Source organism: Candidatus Lernaella stagnicola, from assembly GCA_030765525.1.
Taxonomy (GTDB): domain Bacteria; phylum Lernaellota; class Lernaellaia; order Lernaellales; family Lernaellaceae; genus Lernaella; species Lernaella stagnicola.
Window position 1 is genome coordinate 22,279 of sequence record JAVCCK010000026.1, and the last position, 16,297, is coordinate 38,575.

The window sequence follows — 16,297 nt, forward strand, 5'->3', positions numbered from 1 at the left end:
CCCATTTGCGAAACCAATCGGTTGCATCATCATGATATCGGAATATTCAGCCATAGTCAATTTGGAATACTTGTTGGTATGTTTATTTCGACCGGCCGCCAAAGGGAATACGGATAGCAGACAGAAAGCGGCTCGTGCCGACAGTCCGGTTACTGGGTGGGGGCCGCCAGGAGTTCGTCCAGCATGGCAAGGAAGTGCTTGTCACCCCAATGCCGCGGACCAATGAAGCGCCGGTGAATCTGTCCATCGCGGTCGATCAAAAAGGTCGTCGGAAAACCAGATACATGATAGGCCGCCGCCGTCTCACCCTTGGGGTCGTGGAAAACGGGAAAACTCAACGGTTCGACCGCCGTGCGACGATTGAAGCCGTCGAGGAAGTCCTTGAGTTCCTTGGTCGGCCCTTCGTCGACGGACACGGCGACAATCGCGAAATCGTCGCGCGCGCCGTAGCGCTTTTGCAGGTTTTGGATCGACGGTAATTCGCGAATACAGGGTTTGCACCAAGTGGCCCAAAAGTTGAGGAATACGACCTTCCCTTTCAGGTCGCTCAAGTGCACTTCTTTTCCATCGAGACCGGCCACACGGAAATCCGCCGCGACAGAAGGCGTGCCGCAACTCGCCGTCGGGCTGCCGCTGAAAACCGCTTTGAGCATGAACACGGTGAGTACGATGAATATCAACAGGTACATCCGAAAGTCGGCGTACCATGGGTTGGCTTTACCGGAAGGCTCACTCATTATTTTCCTCGGCTCAATAAAAAACGGGGCAGAAACACAAAGTGTCCTGCCCGCTCATGGTAACCGATTTGCATCGGTCGTTATTCGGATTTTTCCTCGTCGCCGTCGTCTTCCGGAGCGGGCTCCTCGGCCGGAGCTTCCGGCTCGGCCGGGGGCTCTTCTTCAACCGGGGCCTCGTCCGCCGGAGCCTCTTCGACCACGGCTTCTTCCGCCGGAGCCTCTTCGACCACGGCTTCTTCCGCCGGAGCCTCTTCGACCACGGCTTCTTCCGCCGGCGTCTCTTCGACTACGGCCTCTTCTTCAACCGGCGCCTTGTCTTCCGCGGCCTTTTTCTTTGGCTTGGCTTTGGCCTTCGATTTCGATTTTTTGCGCGGCGTCTTTTTCTCGACGCCAATCTTCTCGTCTTCACCGAGCAGTTCGATGTAGGCCATTTGCGCCGCGTCGCCCCGCCTGATGCCGATTTTGATGATGCGCGTATATCCGCCCGGGCGGTCGGCGAAACGTTCGGCGATTTCACCAAAGAGCTTGCTGACGATGTCGGCGTTACGAATGAACGCGAGGGCCTGGCGCCGCAGATGCAATTGCTTGGCTGCGATGTCGCGGTCGGTCGATCCGTCGCCCAGCGCGCGAGCGCGTTTGGCCAACGTGATCATTTTTTCGGCGTACCGTCGCAATTCCTTGGCTTTTTCCACCGTTGTTTGGATGCGTTCGTGTTCAATAATACTGGTCGTCATGTTGCGCCACATCGCTTTGCGATGCGAAGAATTACGGCCCAGTTTTCTTCCCGTTTTTAGATGTCGCATAACTCGCTAACCTCGTTGCAGACTATTCTTCTTCCTTGACTTCTTCGGGCGGCTGCCAATTCGTCACTTTCATGCCGAGCGACAAGCCCATTTCGGCCAGGATTTCTTTGATTTCGTTGAGCGACTTGCGGCCGAAGTTCTTCGTTTTGAGCATTTCCGCTTCGGTTCGCTGTACCAGTTCTCCGATGTAACGGATGTTGGCGTTTTTAAGGCAGTTGGCACTGCGCACCGACAATTCGAGCTCTTCGACCGAGCGATTGAGGTTTTCGTTGAGAACCTCATCCTCTTCTTCGACTTCCTCTTCGTAGATTTCCTCTTCCTCATCAAAATTGATGAAGACGGTAAACTGCTCTTTGAGCACCTTCGCCGACACGGCCAGCGCGTCTTCCGGCGTGATGGAACCGTCGGTCCAGATTTCCATGATCAAGCGATCATAGTCTGTGCGGCGTCCGACACGCGCGTTGGTCACTTGGTAGTTGCATTTGACAATCGGGCTGAAATTCGCGTCCAACACGACCGTGCCGATGGGCACTTCTTCTTCGACGAGGTATTCCGTAGGCACGTAGCCCCGCCCAGTGCGCACTTCGAGTTCCATGTTCAAATCGGCATCTTTGGCCAACGTCGCGATAACCAAGTCGGGATTGAGAATCGTCACGTTCGGGTCGCCCGCGATCATCCCCGCGGTAACCACGCCTGAGCCCTTGTGCTTCAAATATAACGTGCGGGTGTCGGGCGTATCCAGCCGCAGCCGCACTTGTTTGAGATTCAGACAAATGTCGGTGACATCTTCGGTAACGCCCGGCAGCGTCGTGAATTCGTGCGCCGCCCCATCAATACGCACCGCGGTTATCGCGGCGCCCTGAAGGGTGGACAACAGCACGCGGCGCATCGCGTTGCCCAGCGTCGTGCCGAAGCCGCGCTCGAGCGGTTCACACGTGAAGCGGCCGTAGTTGTCCGTGACATTTTCGCCCGCGATTCGTTTCGGTCGAATCAGGTCGCGCCATACGTGGTACATATTATCGACTCCCTTGCTTAGGGTAACTATCGTTTTCGTCGCCGGTCATTACTTCGAATACAACTCGACGATCAGCTGCTCGTTTATCGTGCCGCCGATTTCTTCTCGCGTGGGAACGTTCTTAACTTCACCCGCGAATTTCGCACCGTCGACGTCGACCCAGACCGGCACTTCACGACGAGCCAGGGTTTCCATCGCTTCGGCGATCAACGGAACTTTGCGGCTGCCTTCCCGCACACCGACCACGTCACCGGGTTTGACCAAAAAGCTCGGGATGTCGACCTTGCGGCCGTTAACATGGAAATGACCGTGGCGCACCAACTGCCGCGCCTGGCGGCGGCTGGCGGCGAAACCCATACGGAAAACGGCGTTGTCCAAACGGCGTTCGAGCAGAGCTAGCAGATTTTCGCCCGTGACGCCCTTCATACGGTCGGCCTTGGCGAAGTAGCCGCGGAATTGGCGTTCGAAAACGCCGTACAGCCGCTTGGCTTTCTGCTTCTCGCGAAGTTGGGTGCCGTAGTCGCTGGTTTTGCTGCGACGTTGCCAATGCATGCCGGGAATCTGTTCTTTGCGACGTTCGAACGCACACCGATCGGTGTAGCAACGATCGCCCTTCAGGAAGAGTTTTTCGCCTTCCCGGCGGCATTGACGACAAACGGGTCCAGTATACCTTGCCACAATATCTCTCCTTACACGCGCCGACGTTTAGGCGGCCGACAACCGTTGTGCGGAATCGGCGTAACGTCTTTGATCATCGTGATCTTGAAGCCACAATTCAGCAGACTGCGCAGGGCGGCCTCACGGCCGGGCCCCGGTCCCTTGACCTCGATCGAAAGCTGCTGCACGCCATGGTCGGCCGCCTTGCGAGCCGCGTCTTCGGCGGCAAGCTGCGCGGCAAACGGCGTTCCTTTACGGCTTCCCTTGAAGCCCTGCGTGCCGCTGGACGCCCACGCCAAGGTATTGCCCGAGGTATCGGTGATCGTCACGGTCGTGTTGTTGAACGTACTACGGATATGCGCTACCGCTTGCGGCACGTTCTTCTTAATCTTCCGCTTTGCTCCGCGTTTGGGAGAAGCCATCGACTACCCTCCGTCGCTATTTTTTACGGCCCAGCGCCCGGCGCGGTCCCTTGCGGGTGCGCGCATTGGTGCTGGTGCGTTGGCCGTGACATGGCAGTCCAGACCGGTGCCGCAAACCGCGGTAAGTACCCAGGTCCATATGCCGTTTGATATTCATTTGCACTTCTTTACGCAGGTCACCTTCCACTCGATACTTCGAATCAATGATCCGCCGGATCTGGGCCAGGTCGGCGTCGGCTAGTTTGCCGGCGCGCACGGACTCGTCGATCCCGGCTTCGACCAGAATTTTCTTGCTGGTCGTCGGCCCAATCCCGTAGATGTAGGTCAACGCGATCACAATTCGCTTATCGTTCGGAATATCGACACCGGCTATACGTGGCATCGTAGTCCTCCTACCCTTGCCGCTGCTTATGTTTCGGATTCTCGCAAATGACGCGCACGACACCCTTACGGCGGATAATCTTGCACTTCATACAGCGCTTTTTGACCGAAGCCTGTACTTTCATAACCACTACTCCTTTTCGACGCGTCGCCGTCGTGGCAACTCTCGCCGAAAATCCAAACCTATTATTTCGACCGATACGTGATCCGACCTCGGGTCAGATCGTACGGCGACAGTTCCACAGTCACCTTGTCGCCGGGCAAGATCTTGATGTAGTGCATCCGCATCTTGCCGGAAATATGGGCTAAAACCCGATGCCCGCCCTCCAGTTCCACACGAAACATGGCGTTGGGCAACGGTTCGATAACCCGGCCTTCCACTTCGATTGCGTCTTTGGCCATTGTGTTCCTTTTGTCCTAACCGAGGACCGACAAAATCTCCGGTCCATCGTTTGTGATCACGATCGAATGCTCAAAATGGGCCGCGAGGCTACCATCTTTCGTAACTGCGGTCCAGCCGTCGTCCAAGACGACAATCGCCCAGTGACCGGTGGAGACCATCGGCTCCAGGGCCATAGTCATGCCCACTCGAAGCCGCGTATTCGGAGTCGCCCGCCCCACGTAATTGGGGATTTGAGGCGGCTCATGCGGTGCCACGCCGACGCCGTGGCCGACGAAGTCCCGAATCACCGAAAAGCCCGCATCCTCGACATGCTGCTGTACCGCCCGGCTGATGGCCGGCAGGCGATTGCCTTCGCGCGCCTGTTCGATACCCCGATACAAGGACTCCTCGGTGACTTTCATCAGTCGTTCGGTCTCCGGGTCCATACGCCCGATCCCGAAGCTGATCGCCGCATCACCGTACATGCCCTCGTACACCACGCCGTAATCGACACTAACCAAATCGCCCTCTTTCAAGATGCGCTTGGTCGAGGGGATACCGTGGACGATTTCCTCGTTGATCGATATGCACAAACTCCGCGGAAAGCCGTACAAACCTAAAAAAGCCGGCCGGACTTTGTACTTCCTGCACACGTCCATGGCCACGTTTTCCAGATCCATCGTGCTCATGCCCGGAGCCGCCGCCTCGCGCAACGTCGCCAATACCTCGGCGACAATGCGGTTGGCCGATCGCAAATTTGCGATCTGGGCCGGTGATTTGAGCGTGATCACATTATCAGTCAAAGATCGCCGCAATCCGTTCGCCGATTTCCGCCGGCTTGCCGACTCCGCCGACCGGGCGGAGCAACTTACGTTCGTCGTAATATGCAATTAGCGGCGCGGTTTGCTGATGAAAATTCGCCAACCGCTGCCGAATCGTTTCTTCTTTATCGTCATCGCGCACGATCAGTCCCACGTGGCCGCAGCGGTCACAGGTATCGGCAACCTGCGGCGGCATGGTCTTCTCGTGGTACATCGCATTGCAGTTCGGGCATGTCAGTCGACCCGTGAGCCGCCCGACGATTTCTTCGTCCGGCACATCGATGCTGACCACGTGATCGAGCGATTCGCTGTCTTTGGCCAGCATGTCGGCCAGCGCGTTGGCCTGGGCGACAGTGCGGGGGAAGCCGTCAAACAGGTAGCCGTTTTTGCAATCATCGACCTGGATGCGATCCCGGATGATGCCGATGATCACTTCGTCCGGCACGAGCTTGCCCGCGTCCATAAACTGCTTGGCCTTCAGGCCGAGTTCCGTTCCTTGCTTGACCGCGGCGCGCAAAATGTCGCCCGTCGAAATCTGCGGGATGTCAAAGCGCTCGATGAGCGCCCGCGCCTGCGTTCCTTTTCCACCACCCGGCGGGCCGAGAAGAATAAGCCGCATCTACTACTTCCTCCCTTTGAATTTGCCTTTGCCGCCCAGGAAACCGTCGTAGTGCCGGGTCAGCATGTGGCTTTCCAACTGCTGGATCGTGTCGAGGGCCACACCCACGACGATCAGCAGCGACGTGCCGCCAAAGTAGAAAGGTACGTTGAACTGCGCGATCAAAATGGTCGGCAACACGCAAATCGTTGCCACGTAAAGAGCGCCGCCGAAGGTGATGCGAGTCAGGATCTTGTCGATGTAGTCGGCAGTCGCTTTTCCCGGCCGACGACCCGGCACGTAGGCGCCGGTCTTTTTCAGGTTCTCGGCCACATCCACCGGGTTGAAAGTAACCGCGGTATAGAAGTAGCAGAAGAAGATGATCAGTCCGACGTACACCAGGTTGTACAACAACGCCGTGGGCTGCATCCAGTCGTTCAATCGCTGCAGGATCGAATTGTCGGGGAAAAACTGGGTGATCGTCGTAGGGAACATCAAGATCGAACTGGCGAAAATCGGCGGAATCACGCCGGCGGTGTTGATCCGCAGCGGCAGGTGAGTACTCACGCCGCCGTACATTTTGCGGCCGATCACCCGCTTCGCGTGCTGGATCGGGATTTTCCGCTGGGCGCGCTCGACGTAAATGATGAAGCCGATCACGGCCACCATCACCGCCAGAATCGGGACGATCTTGAGTACGCCGCGGTCCTGTTCAAAGGACTGCTGCGTCAAACGAATAATCGCCACCGGCATACGTGCGACGATGCCGGCGAAGATGATCAAGCTAATGCCGTTGCCGATGCCGCGTTCGCTGATCTGTTCGCCGAGCCACATGATAAATGCGGTACCGGCGGTCAGCGTAATCATCGTCATCAAGCGGAAATAAAGACCCGGGGTAAGCACCGCGCCGCCGCCGAGCAGGCCTTGCTCAAGCGCGTAGGCGATCATGTAACCTTGGAAAAGGGATAACACGACGGTGCCGTAACGAGTGTACTGGGTGATCTTCCGGCGACCTACTTCGCCTTCCTTACTCAGGCGCTCCAGGTGCGGAATCACGACCGTCAAAAGTTGCAGAATAATCGACGCCGAAATGTACGGCATGATCCCCAGTGCGAACACGGAGCCGCGCTCCATGGCGCCGCCGGAGAACATCGAAAACATGCCGAAGATGGTTCCCTGTTGCTGGGAAAACCAATTGGCGATCTGCGCGCCGTCCACGCCCGGGGTCGGGATCATGGTACCCACGCGATACACGGCGAGCATGATCGCCGTGAATATCACGCGGCGTTTCAGCTCGGGAATCTTGAAAATATTTGCAAAAGCGCCGATCACTGTGCTGTCCTCAAACCTAGTTCAGTTGCTCGAAAGTGCCGCCCGCCGCCTGGATTTTCTCCACGGCTTTGGCCGACGCCTTGTGCGCTTTGACCGTCAACGCAACCGTCAGGTCGCCTTCCGAGAGGATCTTCAATCCATCTTTGGCCACTTTGCGCACCAATTTCTTCTCCACGACCGTTATGGGATCAACGGTGTCGCCCGCGTCGAACTTGCCAAACAGTTGCTGCAGGTTCAACACCGTGTATTTCTTGGCAAAACGGTTATAAAAACCGCGCTTGGGCAGACGCCGCTGCAGGGGCATCTGGCCACCCTCGAAGCCCGGGCCTTTGCCGCCACCACTGCGCGACCGTTGACCCTTGCTGCCTCGTCCGGCGGTTTTACCCAGACCGGAACCTTGGCCGCGGCCCTTGCGCTTGGATTTCGTGACCGCGCCCGCCGGCGGTTTCAGATTACTCAAGTCCGCCATTAGGACACCTCCTCCACCTTGACCAGATGGATGACCTTTTTGACCATCCCGCGCACGCACGGGTTGTCGGGAAGCTCGACGGTTTTATGCCGTTTACCCAAACCAAGGGTTCTAATGATGACGCGCTGTTTCTCCGGTCGCCCAATGGTGCTGCCGGTCTGCGTCACGCGAAGTTTCCCGCTCATCGTTCTTCTCCTCGTCGCTGCAAGTCGTCTTAGTCGGCGTCGGCTTGCGCCAACATCCGCTTGTATTCATGCGGCCAGCGAAGCTGTCTCAAGCCTTCCACCGTCGCCTTGACCAAATTGTGTGGGTTCCGTGAACCCAGGCACTTGGTCAAGATATTGTGCACACCGGCTGCTTCCAACACGGCCCGCACGGCGCCCCCGGCGATTACGCCGGTACCTTCGCCGGCCGGCTTGAGCAGCACGCGCCCCGCACCGAAACGGCCAACCACCTCGTAAGGGATCGTGTCGCCGTCGGTGATCGGCACGCGGAACATGGTCTTTTTAGCCTTTTCAATGCCTTTGCGAATCGCTTCAGGCACCTCGTTGGCCTTGCCCAAGGCGACGCCTACGCGTCCCTTGCCGTCGCCGACAACCACCAATGCGGAAAAGCTGAATCGCCGACCGCCTTTGACGACCTTAGCCACTCGATTGATATGAATGACTTTGTCGATGAATTCACTGTCTTCTTCCCGGAACGGGCGTTTGCTACCGAATGCCATGAATCGCTCCCTAGAATTCCAGCCCGGCTTCACGGGCCGCTTCCGCCACAGCCTTGACACGGCCGTGATACAGGAAGCCGTTGCGATCGAACACAACTTGCTTGTAGTTCGTGGCCAACAGTCGTTCGGCAATTTGTTTGCCTATGGCCTGGGCCGCGTCGATTTTTCCTTTTTCCTCGGACGGTTGATAGGCTTTGTCCAAGGTGCTGGCCTGAGCGACGGTTGAACCATCCGCGTCGTTAATCGCCTGCACGTAAATGTTCTTATTGCTGCGAAAGATACAAAGCCGCGGACGGTCGGCCGTACCGCGCACCTTACGCCGCACGCGGCGCTGCCGGCGCTGACGCGGCGATTGTTTTTCGTGTTTATACGACGTAGCCACAACCCTGCTCCTTTGTTAACCCTGTTTTTTGCCTTCTTTGCGGCGCACGATCTCGTTGGAATATTTGATGCCCTTGCCTTTGTAAGGTTCGGGCGGCCGCACCTTGCGCACGTCGGCGGCGAACTGACCCAGCAACTGTTTGTCGAAGCCGGTCAGCGTGATGTGCGTGTTTTTTTCGACCACGGCTACGACGCCCGCAGGCAACGGGACCTCGACCGGATTCGAATAACCCACGTTCAAAACGAGCATCTTGCCCTTGACCTCGGCTCGATAGCCGACGCCCACGATATCCAGTTCGCGCTTGTACCCTTCCGACACACCAATCACCATGTTGTTGATCAGCGTGCGCGTGAGGCCCTGGATCCGCGAACTGTCTTTCGTTTCGTCGTTGCGTTTCACCCAAAGCCGGCCCTCGTCCTCGGACACGGAAACCAGTGCCACGTACTCATACTGCAGCTTTCCCTGCGGTCCGCTCACGTGGACTTGTCGTCCGTTAACTTGGACCTTCACCCCTTTGGGGATCGCGATCGGTAATTTGCCAATGCGGCTCATCGCTGTAACTCCTCAAAGCAATCCGGCTTACCACACCTCGGCGAGCCACTCGCCACCAATATTCATCTCTCCGGCCGTCACGGCGCTGATCACGCCACGGCTCGTAGTGACAATGGCCAAGCCCAGACCGCCAAGTACCTCCGGCAACTCGTCGGCGCTGACATAGCGGCGCAGACCCGGCCGGCTGATGCGACGAATTTGGGCAATCGTCGGCTCACCGTTTTCGCGGTAACGCAGGTAAATCTTCAAAACACCCTGCTTGTTGTCTTCAATTACACGGAAGGCTTTGATATACCCTTCGTCTTTCAAAATCTTGGCGACGGCCGCCTTGACCTTGGACGCAGGCATCTCAACCATGTCGTGTCGCGCGCGGCCCGCATTGCGAATCCGCGTGAACATGTCCGCTAATGGATCGGTCATGACCATTGCTGCAAACCCTTTCTACCAGCTCGACTTTACGACGCCGGGCAATTCGCCTTGCAACGCCAGCTTACGCAAGCAGATCCGGCACATGTCGAACTTGCGATAATACGCACGGGGGCGACCGCAAAGCGGGCACCGGTGGTACTCGCGAACCTGGAACTTAGGCGGGCGTTTGGCCCGAATCCGTATCGATTTCTTAGCCACGCAACAATCTCCTTTTACCGGCGGAAGGGAACGCCCAATTGTTTCAACAACGCGTAACCTTCCTCATCAGTCCTTGCGGTCGTGACGATAGTGATGTTCAACCCCCGGATCTTGTCGATCTTGTCGTAGTCGATCTCCGGGAATATGATCTGTTCCCGTACGCCCAGGGTGTAGTTCCCTCTTCCGTCAAAGGCCTTCTCCGAAACGCCGCGGAAGTCGCGCACCCGCGGCAGCGCCACGCTAACCAGGCGATCAAAGAACTCCCACATATAGTCGCTGCGCAACGTCACGCGGGTGCCGATGCTCATCCCCTCGCGCAACTTGAACGCCGCCACGCTGCGACGCGCCTTGGTAATCACCGCCCGCTGTCCGGTCATCGCTGTCAATTCCTCGACGGCGTTGTCCAAAATCTTCGCGTTTTGAATCGCCTCGCCCAAACCCATGTTCAGGACGATTTTCTTCAAGCGGGCCACCTCGTTGACGTTCTTGAAGCCAAATTGCTTCATCAACTCGGGGATCACCGACTCCATGTAAAACTGTTTCAATCTCGGCGTCATCGTTTACGCTCCCAGTTAGTCCAGTTGCTCGCCGCTGTCTTTGGCGATCCGGACTTTGGTACCGTCATTCAAAATCTTGTACGTAACCCGCGTCGGGTTGTTCGTTTTCGGGTCGACCAGTCGAACGTTCGACACGTGGATCGCCGCTTCCCGCTCGATAATGCCGCCCTGCTGGTTCGTGCGGCTGGGCCGCTGGTGGCGCTTGATGATATTTATGCGCTCGACCAGGACACGTTGTGTTTCCGGGAACACCTTCAACACCTTGCCGCGTTTGGCCGGGTCGTCTAATCGACGCCGTTCCTTGCCCGCGACGATGTGGACGATATCGCCCTTTTTGATTCTCATCTTTTGTTTGGCCTTTGCCGGCTTTTGTTTTTTCGCGCGTGCCATTCTCGTCTCCTACAACACTTCCGGCGCCAGGCTAATGATGCGATTAAAGCCTTTATGCCGTAGTTCGCGGGCCACCGGTCCGAAAATACGATTGCCGATCGGCTCTTTGGTTTTACTGATCAGCACGGCACTGTTTTCGTCGAAACGAATGTATGTGCCGTCCGGTCGGGCGACGCGATATCTGGTTCGTACGACCACCGCCCGCACCACGTCGCCTTTTTTGACCTTGGCGTTCGGAATCGCTTCCTTGACCGACACGACGATCACATCGCCCACCCGGGCGTACTTGCGTTTGGAACCGCCCAGAACTTTGATGGTCTGCAACTTCCGGGCGCCGGAATTATCCGCCACCGAAAGTTGGGTTTGCATTTGAATCATCGCCTGCCTCCGCCTGGCCTAGTCGGCCCGTTTGACGATCTTCGTCACACGCCAACGCTTTTGCGCCGAAAACGGCCGGGATTCCACGATTTGTACCGTATCACCCGTGTTGGCAGTGTCATGTTCGTCGTGCGCCATGTATTTCTTGCTGCGGCGAATGTATTTCTTGTACTTCGTGTGCTGGAAAAAGCGATCGACTTTGACCGTGACGGTTTTGGCCGCCTTGTCAGAAATCACCACTCCCTGCAGCACGCGACGATTACCGCGTTTTTCTTCGCTAGCCATGTGCCTTCCCCTGCATATCGAGTTCGCGCCGGATTGTCTTGGCGCGGGCGATGTCGCGTTTCACCTGCGTGAGGCGCGCGTTATTTTCGAGTTGCCCCGTGAACATTTGAAAACGCAGGTTGAACAATTCCTGAATCAAGTCCTGTTCTTTGGTGCCCAATTCGTCGGGCGACATTTCGCGCAAATCTTTCGCCTTCATGCTAATCCTCCCGCGTCACAAAACGGGTTTTTATCGGTAGCTTGTGCGCGGCCAACCGAAACGCTTCCTTAGCCAGATCACGCGTTACGCCTTCCATTTCATAGAGCATCCGGCCGGGTTTGACGATCGCCACCCAATACTCCGGGGAGCCCTTGCCCTTACCCATCCGGGTTTCCGCCGGCTTCTTGGTCATCGGTTTGCTCGGGAATATCCGAATCCACACGCGACCACCGCGTTTGACGTGACGGGTCATGGCAATACGAGCCGCCTCAATTTGCCGCGAGGTCAAACGCCCGCGCTCCACGGCCTGCAATCCGTAATCGCCGAAGTCCAAATTATTGCCGCGGTACGACTCGCCTCGCATGCGGCCTTTTTGCTGCTTGCGATATTTGGTCCTGCTGGGCATCAACATGGCGTCTGCTCCTTTTGCCTACGAGGTGACCACGTCGCCGTGGTAAATCCATACCTTGACGCCGATCACGCCGTAGGTGGTCCGGGCTTCCGCGAAACCGTAGTCGATGTCCGCCCGCAAGGTGTGCAAGGGCACGCGACCCTCGCGATACCATTCGCGGCGACTCATTTCCGCGCCGCCCAAACGACCGGCGGTGGCGATCCGAATTCCCTTGACGCCGATTTTCATGGCGTTGCCCACCGCTTTTTTCATAGCGCGGCGGAAGGCGATGCGGCGCAGCAACTGGTTGGCCACACCTTCGGCCACCAACTGAGCGTCCACGTCGGCCCGGCGGATCTCCTGGATCTTGATGTAGACGTCGCGGCCCAACATCTCGTTGAGTTCGCGGCGCAACACTTCGACCTCGGCGCCCTTCTTGCCGATGATGATGCCGGGACGCGCCGTATGGATCGTCACGTCGACCTTGTTGGCGCGACGCTCAATATCCACCTTCGAAATCGCGGCATGGCCGAGCTTGTCCTTGATGTGCTTGCGCAGTTTCAAGTCCTCGTGCAAGTACTCGCGGTACTCTTTGCCCTCGGCAAACCAGCGACTGTTCCAGTCTTTGGAAATGCCAAGCCTAAAACCGATCGGATGGGTCTTCTGTCCCACGGCTCACCTCGTTATGCTTGATCCAGAATCACAGTTACGTGACTCATTCGTTTGAAAACACGATCGACCCGACCACGCGCCCGAAAGCGGATGCGTTTGAGCGTCGGACCTTCATCGACGATGACGTTCTTGACGAACAGACCGTCGACATCCACGCCCTCTCGCTGCTGCGCGTTGGCCAGAGCGGAGGCCATCACCTTGTAGATGGCCGGCGCCGAACCCTTTTTCGGCGAAAACTTCAGCAACTGGAGCGCCTCGTACACCGGCTTGCCCTTGACTTGCGCGGCGACGACGCGGCCCTTGAACGGGGAGAACCGCAGGAAGCGTCCCTTCGCCCGAATTTCCGTGCTTTCCATATTCCTACTCCCCGCCTAAGCGCCTTTGCGGTCGCCGGAATGACCCCGGAAAGTCCGCGTCGGCGAAAACTCGCCCAGTTTGTGACCCACCATGTTCTCGGTCACGAAAACCGGAATGAATTTCTTCCCGTTGTGGACGGCAAAGGTCAGTCCAACCATCTCGGGAACGATCGTCGATCGCCGGGACCAAGTCCGAATCACCTGCTTAGCGCCGATCGCTTTCGCGTGCTGAACCTTCTCCAACAAGTGGTCGTCGATGAAAGGTCCTTTTTTGATGCTGCGGGCCATCCCTTCGTCTCCTTACTTGCGCCGTTTGACGATGTATTTGCTCGACGGCTTGTTCTTTTTACGCGTCTTGTAACCCTTGGTCGGCACGCCCCAGGGCGTTACCGGGTGGCGACCACCGCTGGTGCGGCCTTCGCCGCCGCCGTGCGGGTGATCGACCGGGTTCATCGCCACGCCACGCACCTTCGGGCGTCGTCCCATCCAGCGCGCGCGACCGGCTTTTCCGATCTTGATATTCTGGTGATCGATATTGCCGACCTGACCGACCGTTGCAAAGCAACGTACGTGCACCCGGCGCATTTCGCCACTCTGCATTTTCAGCAGTGCGTAGTTGCCCTCTACCGACAGCAACTGCGCGTAAGTACCCGCGCTGCGAATGAGCTGGCCGCCCTTGCCGATCTTCATTTCCACGTTATGCACCCAGGTTCCGTAAGGCATGTTGCCCAACGGCAACGCGTTGCCCGGGCGGATATCCACGTGATCGCCCGCCACCAAGGTGTCGCCGACCCGCACGCCCTGCGGATGCAGAATGTATCTTTTTTCGCCGTCGACATACTGCAGCAGACAAATACGCGCGCTGCGGTTCGGGTCGTATTCTACCGAGACGACCTTGGCCGGGATGTCGCGCTTGTCGCGTTTCCAGTCGATGAGGCGATAACGCCGTTTGTGACCGCCGCCGCGATGTCGGACCGTCATGCGCCCGTAAACGTTGCGACCGCCGCTCTTTTTCAGCGGCGCCAGCAGGCTTTTCTCGGGCTCGCGGCGCGTAACTTCCTCAAAGGTAGAGACCGTTTGGAAGCGTCGGCCCGGGCTCGTTGGTTTGTATCGTTTGATACCCATGATCGTTTCCCCTTACACGCCTTCGAAGAAGTCGATCGAGTCGCCTTTTTGCAACGTGACCGTGGCCTTCTTCCACTTCGGTGTGTAACCAATGTGACGGCCGAGCCGTTTGCGCTTGCCGGGCATCACCTGGGTGCGCACGTCCTCAACCGTTACGTCGAACAACTCCTCGACCGCCTTGCCGATCTCCACTTTGTTCGCGTGGAGCGCAACTTCAAAAGTCACCTTGTTTCGATCTTCCTGCGCAAGGTTGGCTTTCTCAGTGATAACCGGCCGCTTGATGATTTTGTACGCCGCTTTCATTACGCCAACGCTCCTTCGATTATGGCCAAGGCGTCCTTGGTCAATACCACGTGTTCGTAGCGCAGCAGGTCGTATACGTTCAGACCCTCCACGCGCAACACTTTGGCCTTCGGAATGTTGCGAGCGCTTCTCTCCACGACCTCATTCTTCTGGTCGATGACGAACAAACCGCTCGTGACGCCTAAATCACTCATCAATGAGGCAAAGAGCTTGGTCTTGATTTCGGGCAAATCCAGGTTGTCCAAAATCAGCAGTTTGCCTTCGGCCAGCTTCATCGTCAGCGCATTGCGCACCGCCGCGCGCCGCACTTTCTTCGGTACGCGGTAGGCATAGCTGCGATTGCGCGGCCCGAAGGTCGTGCCGCCGCCAACCCGCACCGGACTGCGGCGGTCACCCGCGCGCGCCCGGCCCGTGCCTTTTTGGCGGTACATCTTGCGGCCCGTGTAATTGACTTCGCTCCGCTCTTTCGTGTGTGCGGTGCCGCTCCGCCGCCCGGCCATTTGCTGCCGCACGACTTCCCAGAACAAATGTTCTTTCACTTCGCCGTTGAACACGCGATCAGGCAGGTCGACTTGTTCGACCTTCTGATTCTGCATATTCAGGACATCGTGTTTTGCCATCAGTCCGCCCCTCCTACGCCTTAACGCTCGGTTTGACCGTGACTAATCCGCTGTTCGCTCCGGGGACGGCGCCAACGACAAATAGCAGATTCTTCTCGGCGTCCACTTGGAAAATCTGTAGACGCTGCACGGTTACCTTTTTGTTACCCAACTGGCCGGCCATCTTTTTGCCTTTGACGACCCTGCCGGGATATGCACTCATGCCGATGGAACCGGGCTCGCGTTTGTTCTTCGAACCGTGAGTCAGCGGGCCGCGCGAAAAGCCGTGCCGCTTGATGGTCCCGGCAAAACCCCGACCCTTGCTCTTGCCCGTGATGTCAACCAAGTCACCACTGTTGAACTGTTCAACCGTGATTACCTGACCCACCTTAAAGGCGCTCGGGTCGTCAACACGAAACTCCCGCACAGTGCGGAAGCCGGTGCGCGTCTTCTCACCCAAAGCCTTTTTGAAAACCCCGGCTTCCGGTTGGGTGAGCTTACGCAGGTCTCTTTCGCCAAAACCGACGACGATGGCGTTGTAGCCCTCGTTTTTATCGGTTTTAACTTGAACCACGGTACACGGGCCGGCCTCGATGACCGTCAAGGGGAAACGCGTGCCGGCCTTATCATAGGCCTGCGTCATTCCCCTTTTTATCCCCAAGATTCCCGTTGCCATCGGCTACTCCAGTCAGATCAATTTGATGTCGACGGCCACGCCGGCGGACAGTTCGACTTTGTTCATTGCGTCCATCGTTTGCTGATTGGTGTTGTAAATCTCAATCAGCCGCTTATGCGTGCGAATCTCGAATTGCTCGCGACTCTTCTTGTCGACATGCGGCGAGCGCAGCACGCAGAATTTCTCGATGCGGGTCGGCAAAGGAATCGGCCCGCTGACGGCGGCCCCAGTATTTTTGGCCGCAAGTGCGATTTCCCGCGCCGATTTATCCAACAGTTTGTGGTCGTACGCTTTCAAGCGGATCCGGATTCTTTGCCCTTCCACTGTCGTACCCCTTTACTCGAAAATATTTGATACGACGCCGGCGCCGACGGTACGGCCGCCTTCGCGAATCGCGAAGCGCAGTCCATCTTCCATCGCAATCGGCGTAATCAATGCCACGCTGATCTTCACGTTCTCGCCCG

The 16,297-nt window shown here is 57.5% G+C and carries 32 protein-coding genes and 1 pseudogene; all 33 read right to left on the minus strand.

The features are described from left to right. Positions 1-149: 149 nt before the first annotated feature. Positions 150-737 (minus strand): TlpA disulfide reductase family protein, encoded by a 588-nt coding sequence (locus P9L99_11680; GenBank protein MDP8224011.1) that lies wholly within the window; start codon positions 735-737, stop codon positions 150-152. A gap of 410 nt (positions 738-1,147) precedes the next feature. Next, a pseudogene (gene rplQ / locus P9L99_11685) lies at positions 1,148-1,540 on the minus strand (50S ribosomal protein L17). 22 nt (positions 1,541-1,562) lie between these two features. Continuing rightward, positions 1,563-2,555, minus strand: a complete 993-nt coding sequence (locus P9L99_11690; protein ID MDP8224012.1) for a DNA-directed RNA polymerase subunit alpha — start codon at positions 2,553-2,555, stop codon at positions 1,563-1,565. A 48-nt stretch (positions 2,556-2,603) separates the two neighbouring features. Beyond that, positions 2,604-3,233 (minus strand): 30S ribosomal protein S4, encoded by a 630-nt coding sequence (rpsD, locus tag P9L99_11695; protein ID MDP8224013.1) that lies wholly within the window; start codon positions 3,231-3,233, stop codon positions 2,604-2,606. An 11-nt stretch (positions 3,234-3,244) separates the two neighbouring features. After that, positions 3,245-3,634, minus strand: a complete 390-nt coding sequence (rpsK, locus tag P9L99_11700; GenBank protein MDP8224014.1) for a 30S ribosomal protein S11 — start codon at positions 3,632-3,634, stop codon at positions 3,245-3,247. 16 nt (positions 3,635-3,650) lie between these two features. Further along, positions 3,651-4,016 carry a 30S ribosomal protein S13 gene (gene rpsM / locus P9L99_11705; GenBank protein MDP8224015.1) on the minus strand — a complete coding sequence of 122 codons (366 nt, stop codon included), beginning with the start codon at positions 4,014-4,016 and terminating at the stop codon, positions 3,651-3,653. 10 nt (positions 4,017-4,026) lie between these two features. After that, positions 4,027-4,140, minus strand: coding sequence for a 50S ribosomal protein L36 (rpmJ, locus tag P9L99_11710; GenBank protein MDP8224016.1), 114 nt, complete (start codon positions 4,138-4,140; stop codon positions 4,027-4,029). A 61-nt stretch (positions 4,141-4,201) separates the two neighbouring features. Next, entirely contained in the window at positions 4,202-4,417 is a 216-nt protein-coding gene (gene infA, locus P9L99_11715; protein MDP8224017.1) for a translation initiation factor IF-1, read from the minus strand. A 15-nt stretch (positions 4,418-4,432) separates the two neighbouring features. Beyond that, on the minus strand, positions 4,433-5,212 hold the full coding sequence (gene map / locus P9L99_11720; protein ID MDP8224018.1) for a type I methionyl aminopeptidase: 780 nt from the start codon (positions 5,210-5,212) through the stop codon (positions 4,433-4,435). Continuing rightward, positions 5,193-5,837, minus strand: coding sequence for an adenylate kinase (locus tag P9L99_11725; protein MDP8224019.1), 645 nt, complete (start codon positions 5,835-5,837; stop codon positions 5,193-5,195). Before P9L99_11725 ends, map begins: the two co-directional genes overlap by 20 nt. 3 nt (positions 5,838-5,840) lie before the next feature. Continuing rightward, positions 5,841-7,148, minus strand: coding sequence for a preprotein translocase subunit SecY (gene secY / locus P9L99_11730; protein ID MDP8224020.1), 1,308 nt, complete (start codon positions 7,146-7,148; stop codon positions 5,841-5,843). A gap of 16 nt (positions 7,149-7,164) precedes the next feature. Further along, entirely contained in the window at positions 7,165-7,617 is a 453-nt protein-coding gene (gene rplO, locus P9L99_11735) for a 50S ribosomal protein L15 (protein MDP8224021.1), read from the minus strand. Next, positions 7,617-7,802: a 50S ribosomal protein L30 gene (gene rpmD, locus P9L99_11740; GenBank protein ID MDP8224022.1), complete on the minus strand. Its 186-nt coding sequence runs from the start codon at positions 7,800-7,802 to the stop codon at positions 7,617-7,619. Before rpmD ends, rplO begins: the two co-directional genes overlap by 1 nt. Positions 7,803-7,831: 29 nt before the next feature. Further along, entirely contained in the window at positions 7,832-8,341 is a 510-nt protein-coding gene (rpsE, locus tag P9L99_11745; protein ID MDP8224023.1) for a 30S ribosomal protein S5, read from the minus strand. A 10-nt stretch (positions 8,342-8,351) separates the two neighbouring features. Beyond that, positions 8,352-8,723 (minus strand): 50S ribosomal protein L18, encoded by a 372-nt coding sequence (gene rplR / locus P9L99_11750; GenBank protein MDP8224024.1) that lies wholly within the window; start codon positions 8,721-8,723, stop codon positions 8,352-8,354. A gap of 15 nt (positions 8,724-8,738) precedes the next feature. Beyond that, positions 8,739-9,275, minus strand: a complete 537-nt coding sequence (rplF, locus tag P9L99_11755; protein ID MDP8224025.1) for a 50S ribosomal protein L6 — start codon at positions 9,273-9,275, stop codon at positions 8,739-8,741. Positions 9,276-9,302: 27 nt separating this feature from the next. Next, positions 9,303-9,701, minus strand: coding sequence for a 30S ribosomal protein S8 (rpsH, locus tag P9L99_11760; protein MDP8224026.1), 399 nt, complete (start codon positions 9,699-9,701; stop codon positions 9,303-9,305). A 15-nt stretch (positions 9,702-9,716) separates the two neighbouring features. Next, the gene (locus P9L99_11765; protein MDP8224027.1) at positions 9,717-9,902 is read right to left on the minus strand and encodes a type Z 30S ribosomal protein S14; all 186 of its coding nucleotides are present in this window, start codon (positions 9,900-9,902) and stop codon (positions 9,717-9,719) included. 14 nt (positions 9,903-9,916) lie between these two features. Beyond that, the gene (gene rplE, locus P9L99_11770; GenBank protein MDP8224028.1) at positions 9,917-10,459 is read right to left on the minus strand and encodes a 50S ribosomal protein L5; all 543 of its coding nucleotides are present in this window, start codon (positions 10,457-10,459) and stop codon (positions 9,917-9,919) included. A gap of 15 nt (positions 10,460-10,474) precedes the next feature. Beyond that, positions 10,475-10,804, minus strand: coding sequence for a 50S ribosomal protein L24 (rplX, locus tag P9L99_11775; GenBank protein ID MDP8224029.1), 330 nt, complete (start codon positions 10,802-10,804; stop codon positions 10,475-10,477). 54 nt (positions 10,805-10,858) lie between these two features. Then, positions 10,859-11,227, minus strand: a complete 369-nt coding sequence (gene rplN, locus P9L99_11780; protein MDP8224030.1) for a 50S ribosomal protein L14 — start codon at positions 11,225-11,227, stop codon at positions 10,859-10,861. A gap of 18 nt (positions 11,228-11,245) precedes the next feature. Then, complete coding sequence (gene rpsQ, locus P9L99_11785; GenBank protein ID MDP8224031.1) at positions 11,246-11,512, minus strand: 30S ribosomal protein S17; 267 nt, start codon at positions 11,510-11,512, stop codon at positions 11,246-11,248. Then, positions 11,505-11,711, minus strand: coding sequence for a 50S ribosomal protein L29 (gene rpmC, locus P9L99_11790; GenBank protein ID MDP8224032.1), 207 nt, complete (start codon positions 11,709-11,711; stop codon positions 11,505-11,507). Before rpmC ends, rpsQ begins: the two co-directional genes overlap by 8 nt. 1 nt (position 11,712) lies before the next feature. Further along, the gene (gene rplP, locus P9L99_11795; protein ID MDP8224033.1) at positions 11,713-12,123 is read right to left on the minus strand and encodes a 50S ribosomal protein L16; all 411 of its coding nucleotides are present in this window, start codon (positions 12,121-12,123) and stop codon (positions 11,713-11,715) included. An 18-nt stretch (positions 12,124-12,141) separates the two neighbouring features. Next, on the minus strand, positions 12,142-12,774 hold the full coding sequence (rpsC, locus tag P9L99_11800; protein ID MDP8224034.1) for a 30S ribosomal protein S3: 633 nt from the start codon (positions 12,772-12,774) through the stop codon (positions 12,142-12,144). 11 nt (positions 12,775-12,785) lie between these two features. Next, positions 12,786-13,130 carry a 50S ribosomal protein L22 gene (gene rplV / locus P9L99_11805; GenBank protein MDP8224035.1) on the minus strand — a complete coding sequence of 115 codons (345 nt, stop codon included), beginning with the start codon at positions 13,128-13,130 and terminating at the stop codon, positions 12,786-12,788. Positions 13,131-13,145: 15 nt separating this feature from the next. After that, the gene (gene rpsS, locus P9L99_11810) at positions 13,146-13,418 is read right to left on the minus strand and encodes a 30S ribosomal protein S19 (GenBank protein MDP8224036.1); all 273 of its coding nucleotides are present in this window, start codon (positions 13,416-13,418) and stop codon (positions 13,146-13,148) included. A gap of 12 nt (positions 13,419-13,430) precedes the next feature. Then, entirely contained in the window at positions 13,431-14,255 is an 825-nt protein-coding gene (rplB, locus tag P9L99_11815) for a 50S ribosomal protein L2 (GenBank protein ID MDP8224037.1), read from the minus strand. A 12-nt stretch (positions 14,256-14,267) separates the two neighbouring features. Continuing rightward, a complete protein-coding gene (rplW, locus tag P9L99_11820; GenBank protein ID MDP8224038.1) occupies positions 14,268-14,558 on the minus strand; it encodes a 50S ribosomal protein L23 in 291 nt (96 codons plus the stop codon). Then, a complete protein-coding gene (gene rplD / locus P9L99_11825; GenBank protein MDP8224039.1) occupies positions 14,558-15,178 on the minus strand; it encodes a 50S ribosomal protein L4 in 621 nt (206 codons plus the stop codon). The genes rplW and rplD overlap by 1 nt, the downstream gene beginning before the upstream one ends. Positions 15,179-15,191: 13 nt before the next feature. Beyond that, entirely contained in the window at positions 15,192-15,833 is a 642-nt protein-coding gene (gene rplC / locus P9L99_11830) for a 50S ribosomal protein L3 (GenBank protein MDP8224040.1), read from the minus strand. 12 nt (positions 15,834-15,845) lie between these two features. After that, positions 15,846-16,157 (minus strand): 30S ribosomal protein S10, encoded by a 312-nt coding sequence (rpsJ, locus tag P9L99_11835; protein MDP8224041.1) that lies wholly within the window; start codon positions 16,155-16,157, stop codon positions 15,846-15,848. A 12-nt stretch (positions 16,158-16,169) separates the two neighbouring features. Beyond that, a partial coding sequence (gene tuf, locus P9L99_11840) for an elongation factor Tu (GenBank protein MDP8224042.1) occupies positions 16,170-16,297 on the minus strand: 128 nt, incomplete at its 5' end.

Bases quoted from the DNA above. Each gene is read 5' to 3' on its own strand.
- P9L99_11680 (MDP8224011.1), bottom strand. From the start codon at position 737: ATGAGTGAGCCTTCCGGTAAAGCCAACCCATGGTACGCCGACTTTCGG.
- P9L99_11690 (MDP8224012.1), bottom strand. From the start codon at position 2,555: ATGTACCACGTATGGCGCGACCTGATTCGACCGAAACGAATCGCGGGC.
- rpsK (MDP8224014.1), bottom strand. From the start codon at position 3,634: ATGGCTTCTCCCAAACGCGGAGCAAAGCGGAAGATTAAGAAGAACGTG.
- rpsM (MDP8224015.1), bottom strand. From the start codon at position 4,016: ATGCCACGTATAGCCGGTGTCGATATTCCGAACGATAAGCGAATTGTG.
- rpmJ (MDP8224016.1), bottom strand. From the start codon at position 4,140: ATGAAAGTACAGGCTTCGGTCAAAAAGCGCTGTATGAAGTGCAAGATT.
- infA (MDP8224017.1), bottom strand. From the start codon at position 4,417: ATGGCCAAAGACGCAATCGAAGTGGAAGGCCGGGTTATCGAACCGTTG.
- P9L99_11725 (MDP8224019.1), bottom strand. From the start codon at position 5,837: ATGCGGCTTATTCTTCTCGGCCCGCCGGGTGGTGGAAAAGGAACGCAG.
- rplO (MDP8224021.1), bottom strand. From the start codon at position 7,617: ATGGCGGACTTGAGTAATCTGAAACCGCCGGCGGGCGCGGTCACGAAA.
- rpmD (MDP8224022.1), bottom strand. From the start codon at position 7,802: ATGAGCGGGAAACTTCGCGTGACGCAGACCGGCAGCACCATTGGGCGA.
- rpsE (MDP8224023.1), bottom strand. From the start codon at position 8,341: ATGGCATTCGGTAGCAAACGCCCGTTCCGGGAAGAAGACAGTGAATTC.
- rplF (MDP8224025.1), bottom strand. From the start codon at position 9,275: ATGAGCCGCATTGGCAAATTACCGATCGCGATCCCCAAAGGGGTGAAG.
- rpsH (MDP8224026.1), bottom strand. From the start codon at position 9,701: ATGGTCATGACCGATCCATTAGCGGACATGTTCACGCGGATTCGCAAT.
- rplE (MDP8224028.1), bottom strand. From the start codon at position 10,459: ATGACGCCGAGATTGAAACAGTTTTACATGGAGTCGGTGATCCCCGAG.
- rplX (MDP8224029.1), bottom strand. From the start codon at position 10,804: ATGAGAATCAAAAAGGGCGATATCGTCCACATCGTCGCGGGCAAGGAA.
- rplN (MDP8224030.1), bottom strand. From the start codon at position 11,227: ATGATTCAAATGCAAACCCAACTTTCGGTGGCGGATAATTCCGGCGCC.
- rpsQ (MDP8224031.1), bottom strand. From the start codon at position 11,512: ATGGCTAGCGAAGAAAAACGCGGTAATCGTCGCGTGCTGCAGGGAGTG.
- rpmC (MDP8224032.1), bottom strand. From the start codon at position 11,711: ATGAAGGCGAAAGATTTGCGCGAAATGTCGCCCGACGAATTGGGCACC.
- rplP (MDP8224033.1), bottom strand. From the start codon at position 12,123: ATGTTGATGCCCAGCAGGACCAAATATCGCAAGCAGCAAAAAGGCCGC.
- rplV (MDP8224035.1), bottom strand. From the start codon at position 13,130: ATGGAAAGCACGGAAATTCGGGCGAAGGGACGCTTCCTGCGGTTCTCC.
- rpsS (MDP8224036.1), bottom strand. From the start codon at position 13,418: ATGGCCCGCAGCATCAAAAAAGGACCTTTCATCGACGACCACTTGTTG.
- rplB (MDP8224037.1), bottom strand. From the start codon at position 14,255: ATGGGTATCAAACGATACAAACCAACGAGCCCGGGCCGACGCTTCCAA.
- rplW (MDP8224038.1), bottom strand. From the start codon at position 14,558: ATGAAAGCGGCGTACAAAATCATCAAGCGGCCGGTTATCACTGAGAAA.
- rplD (MDP8224039.1), bottom strand. From the start codon at position 15,178: ATGGCAAAACACGATGTCCTGAATATGCAGAATCAGAAGGTCGAACAA.
- rplC (MDP8224040.1), bottom strand. From the start codon at position 15,833: ATGGCAACGGGAATCTTGGGGATAAAAAGGGGAATGACGCAGGCCTAT.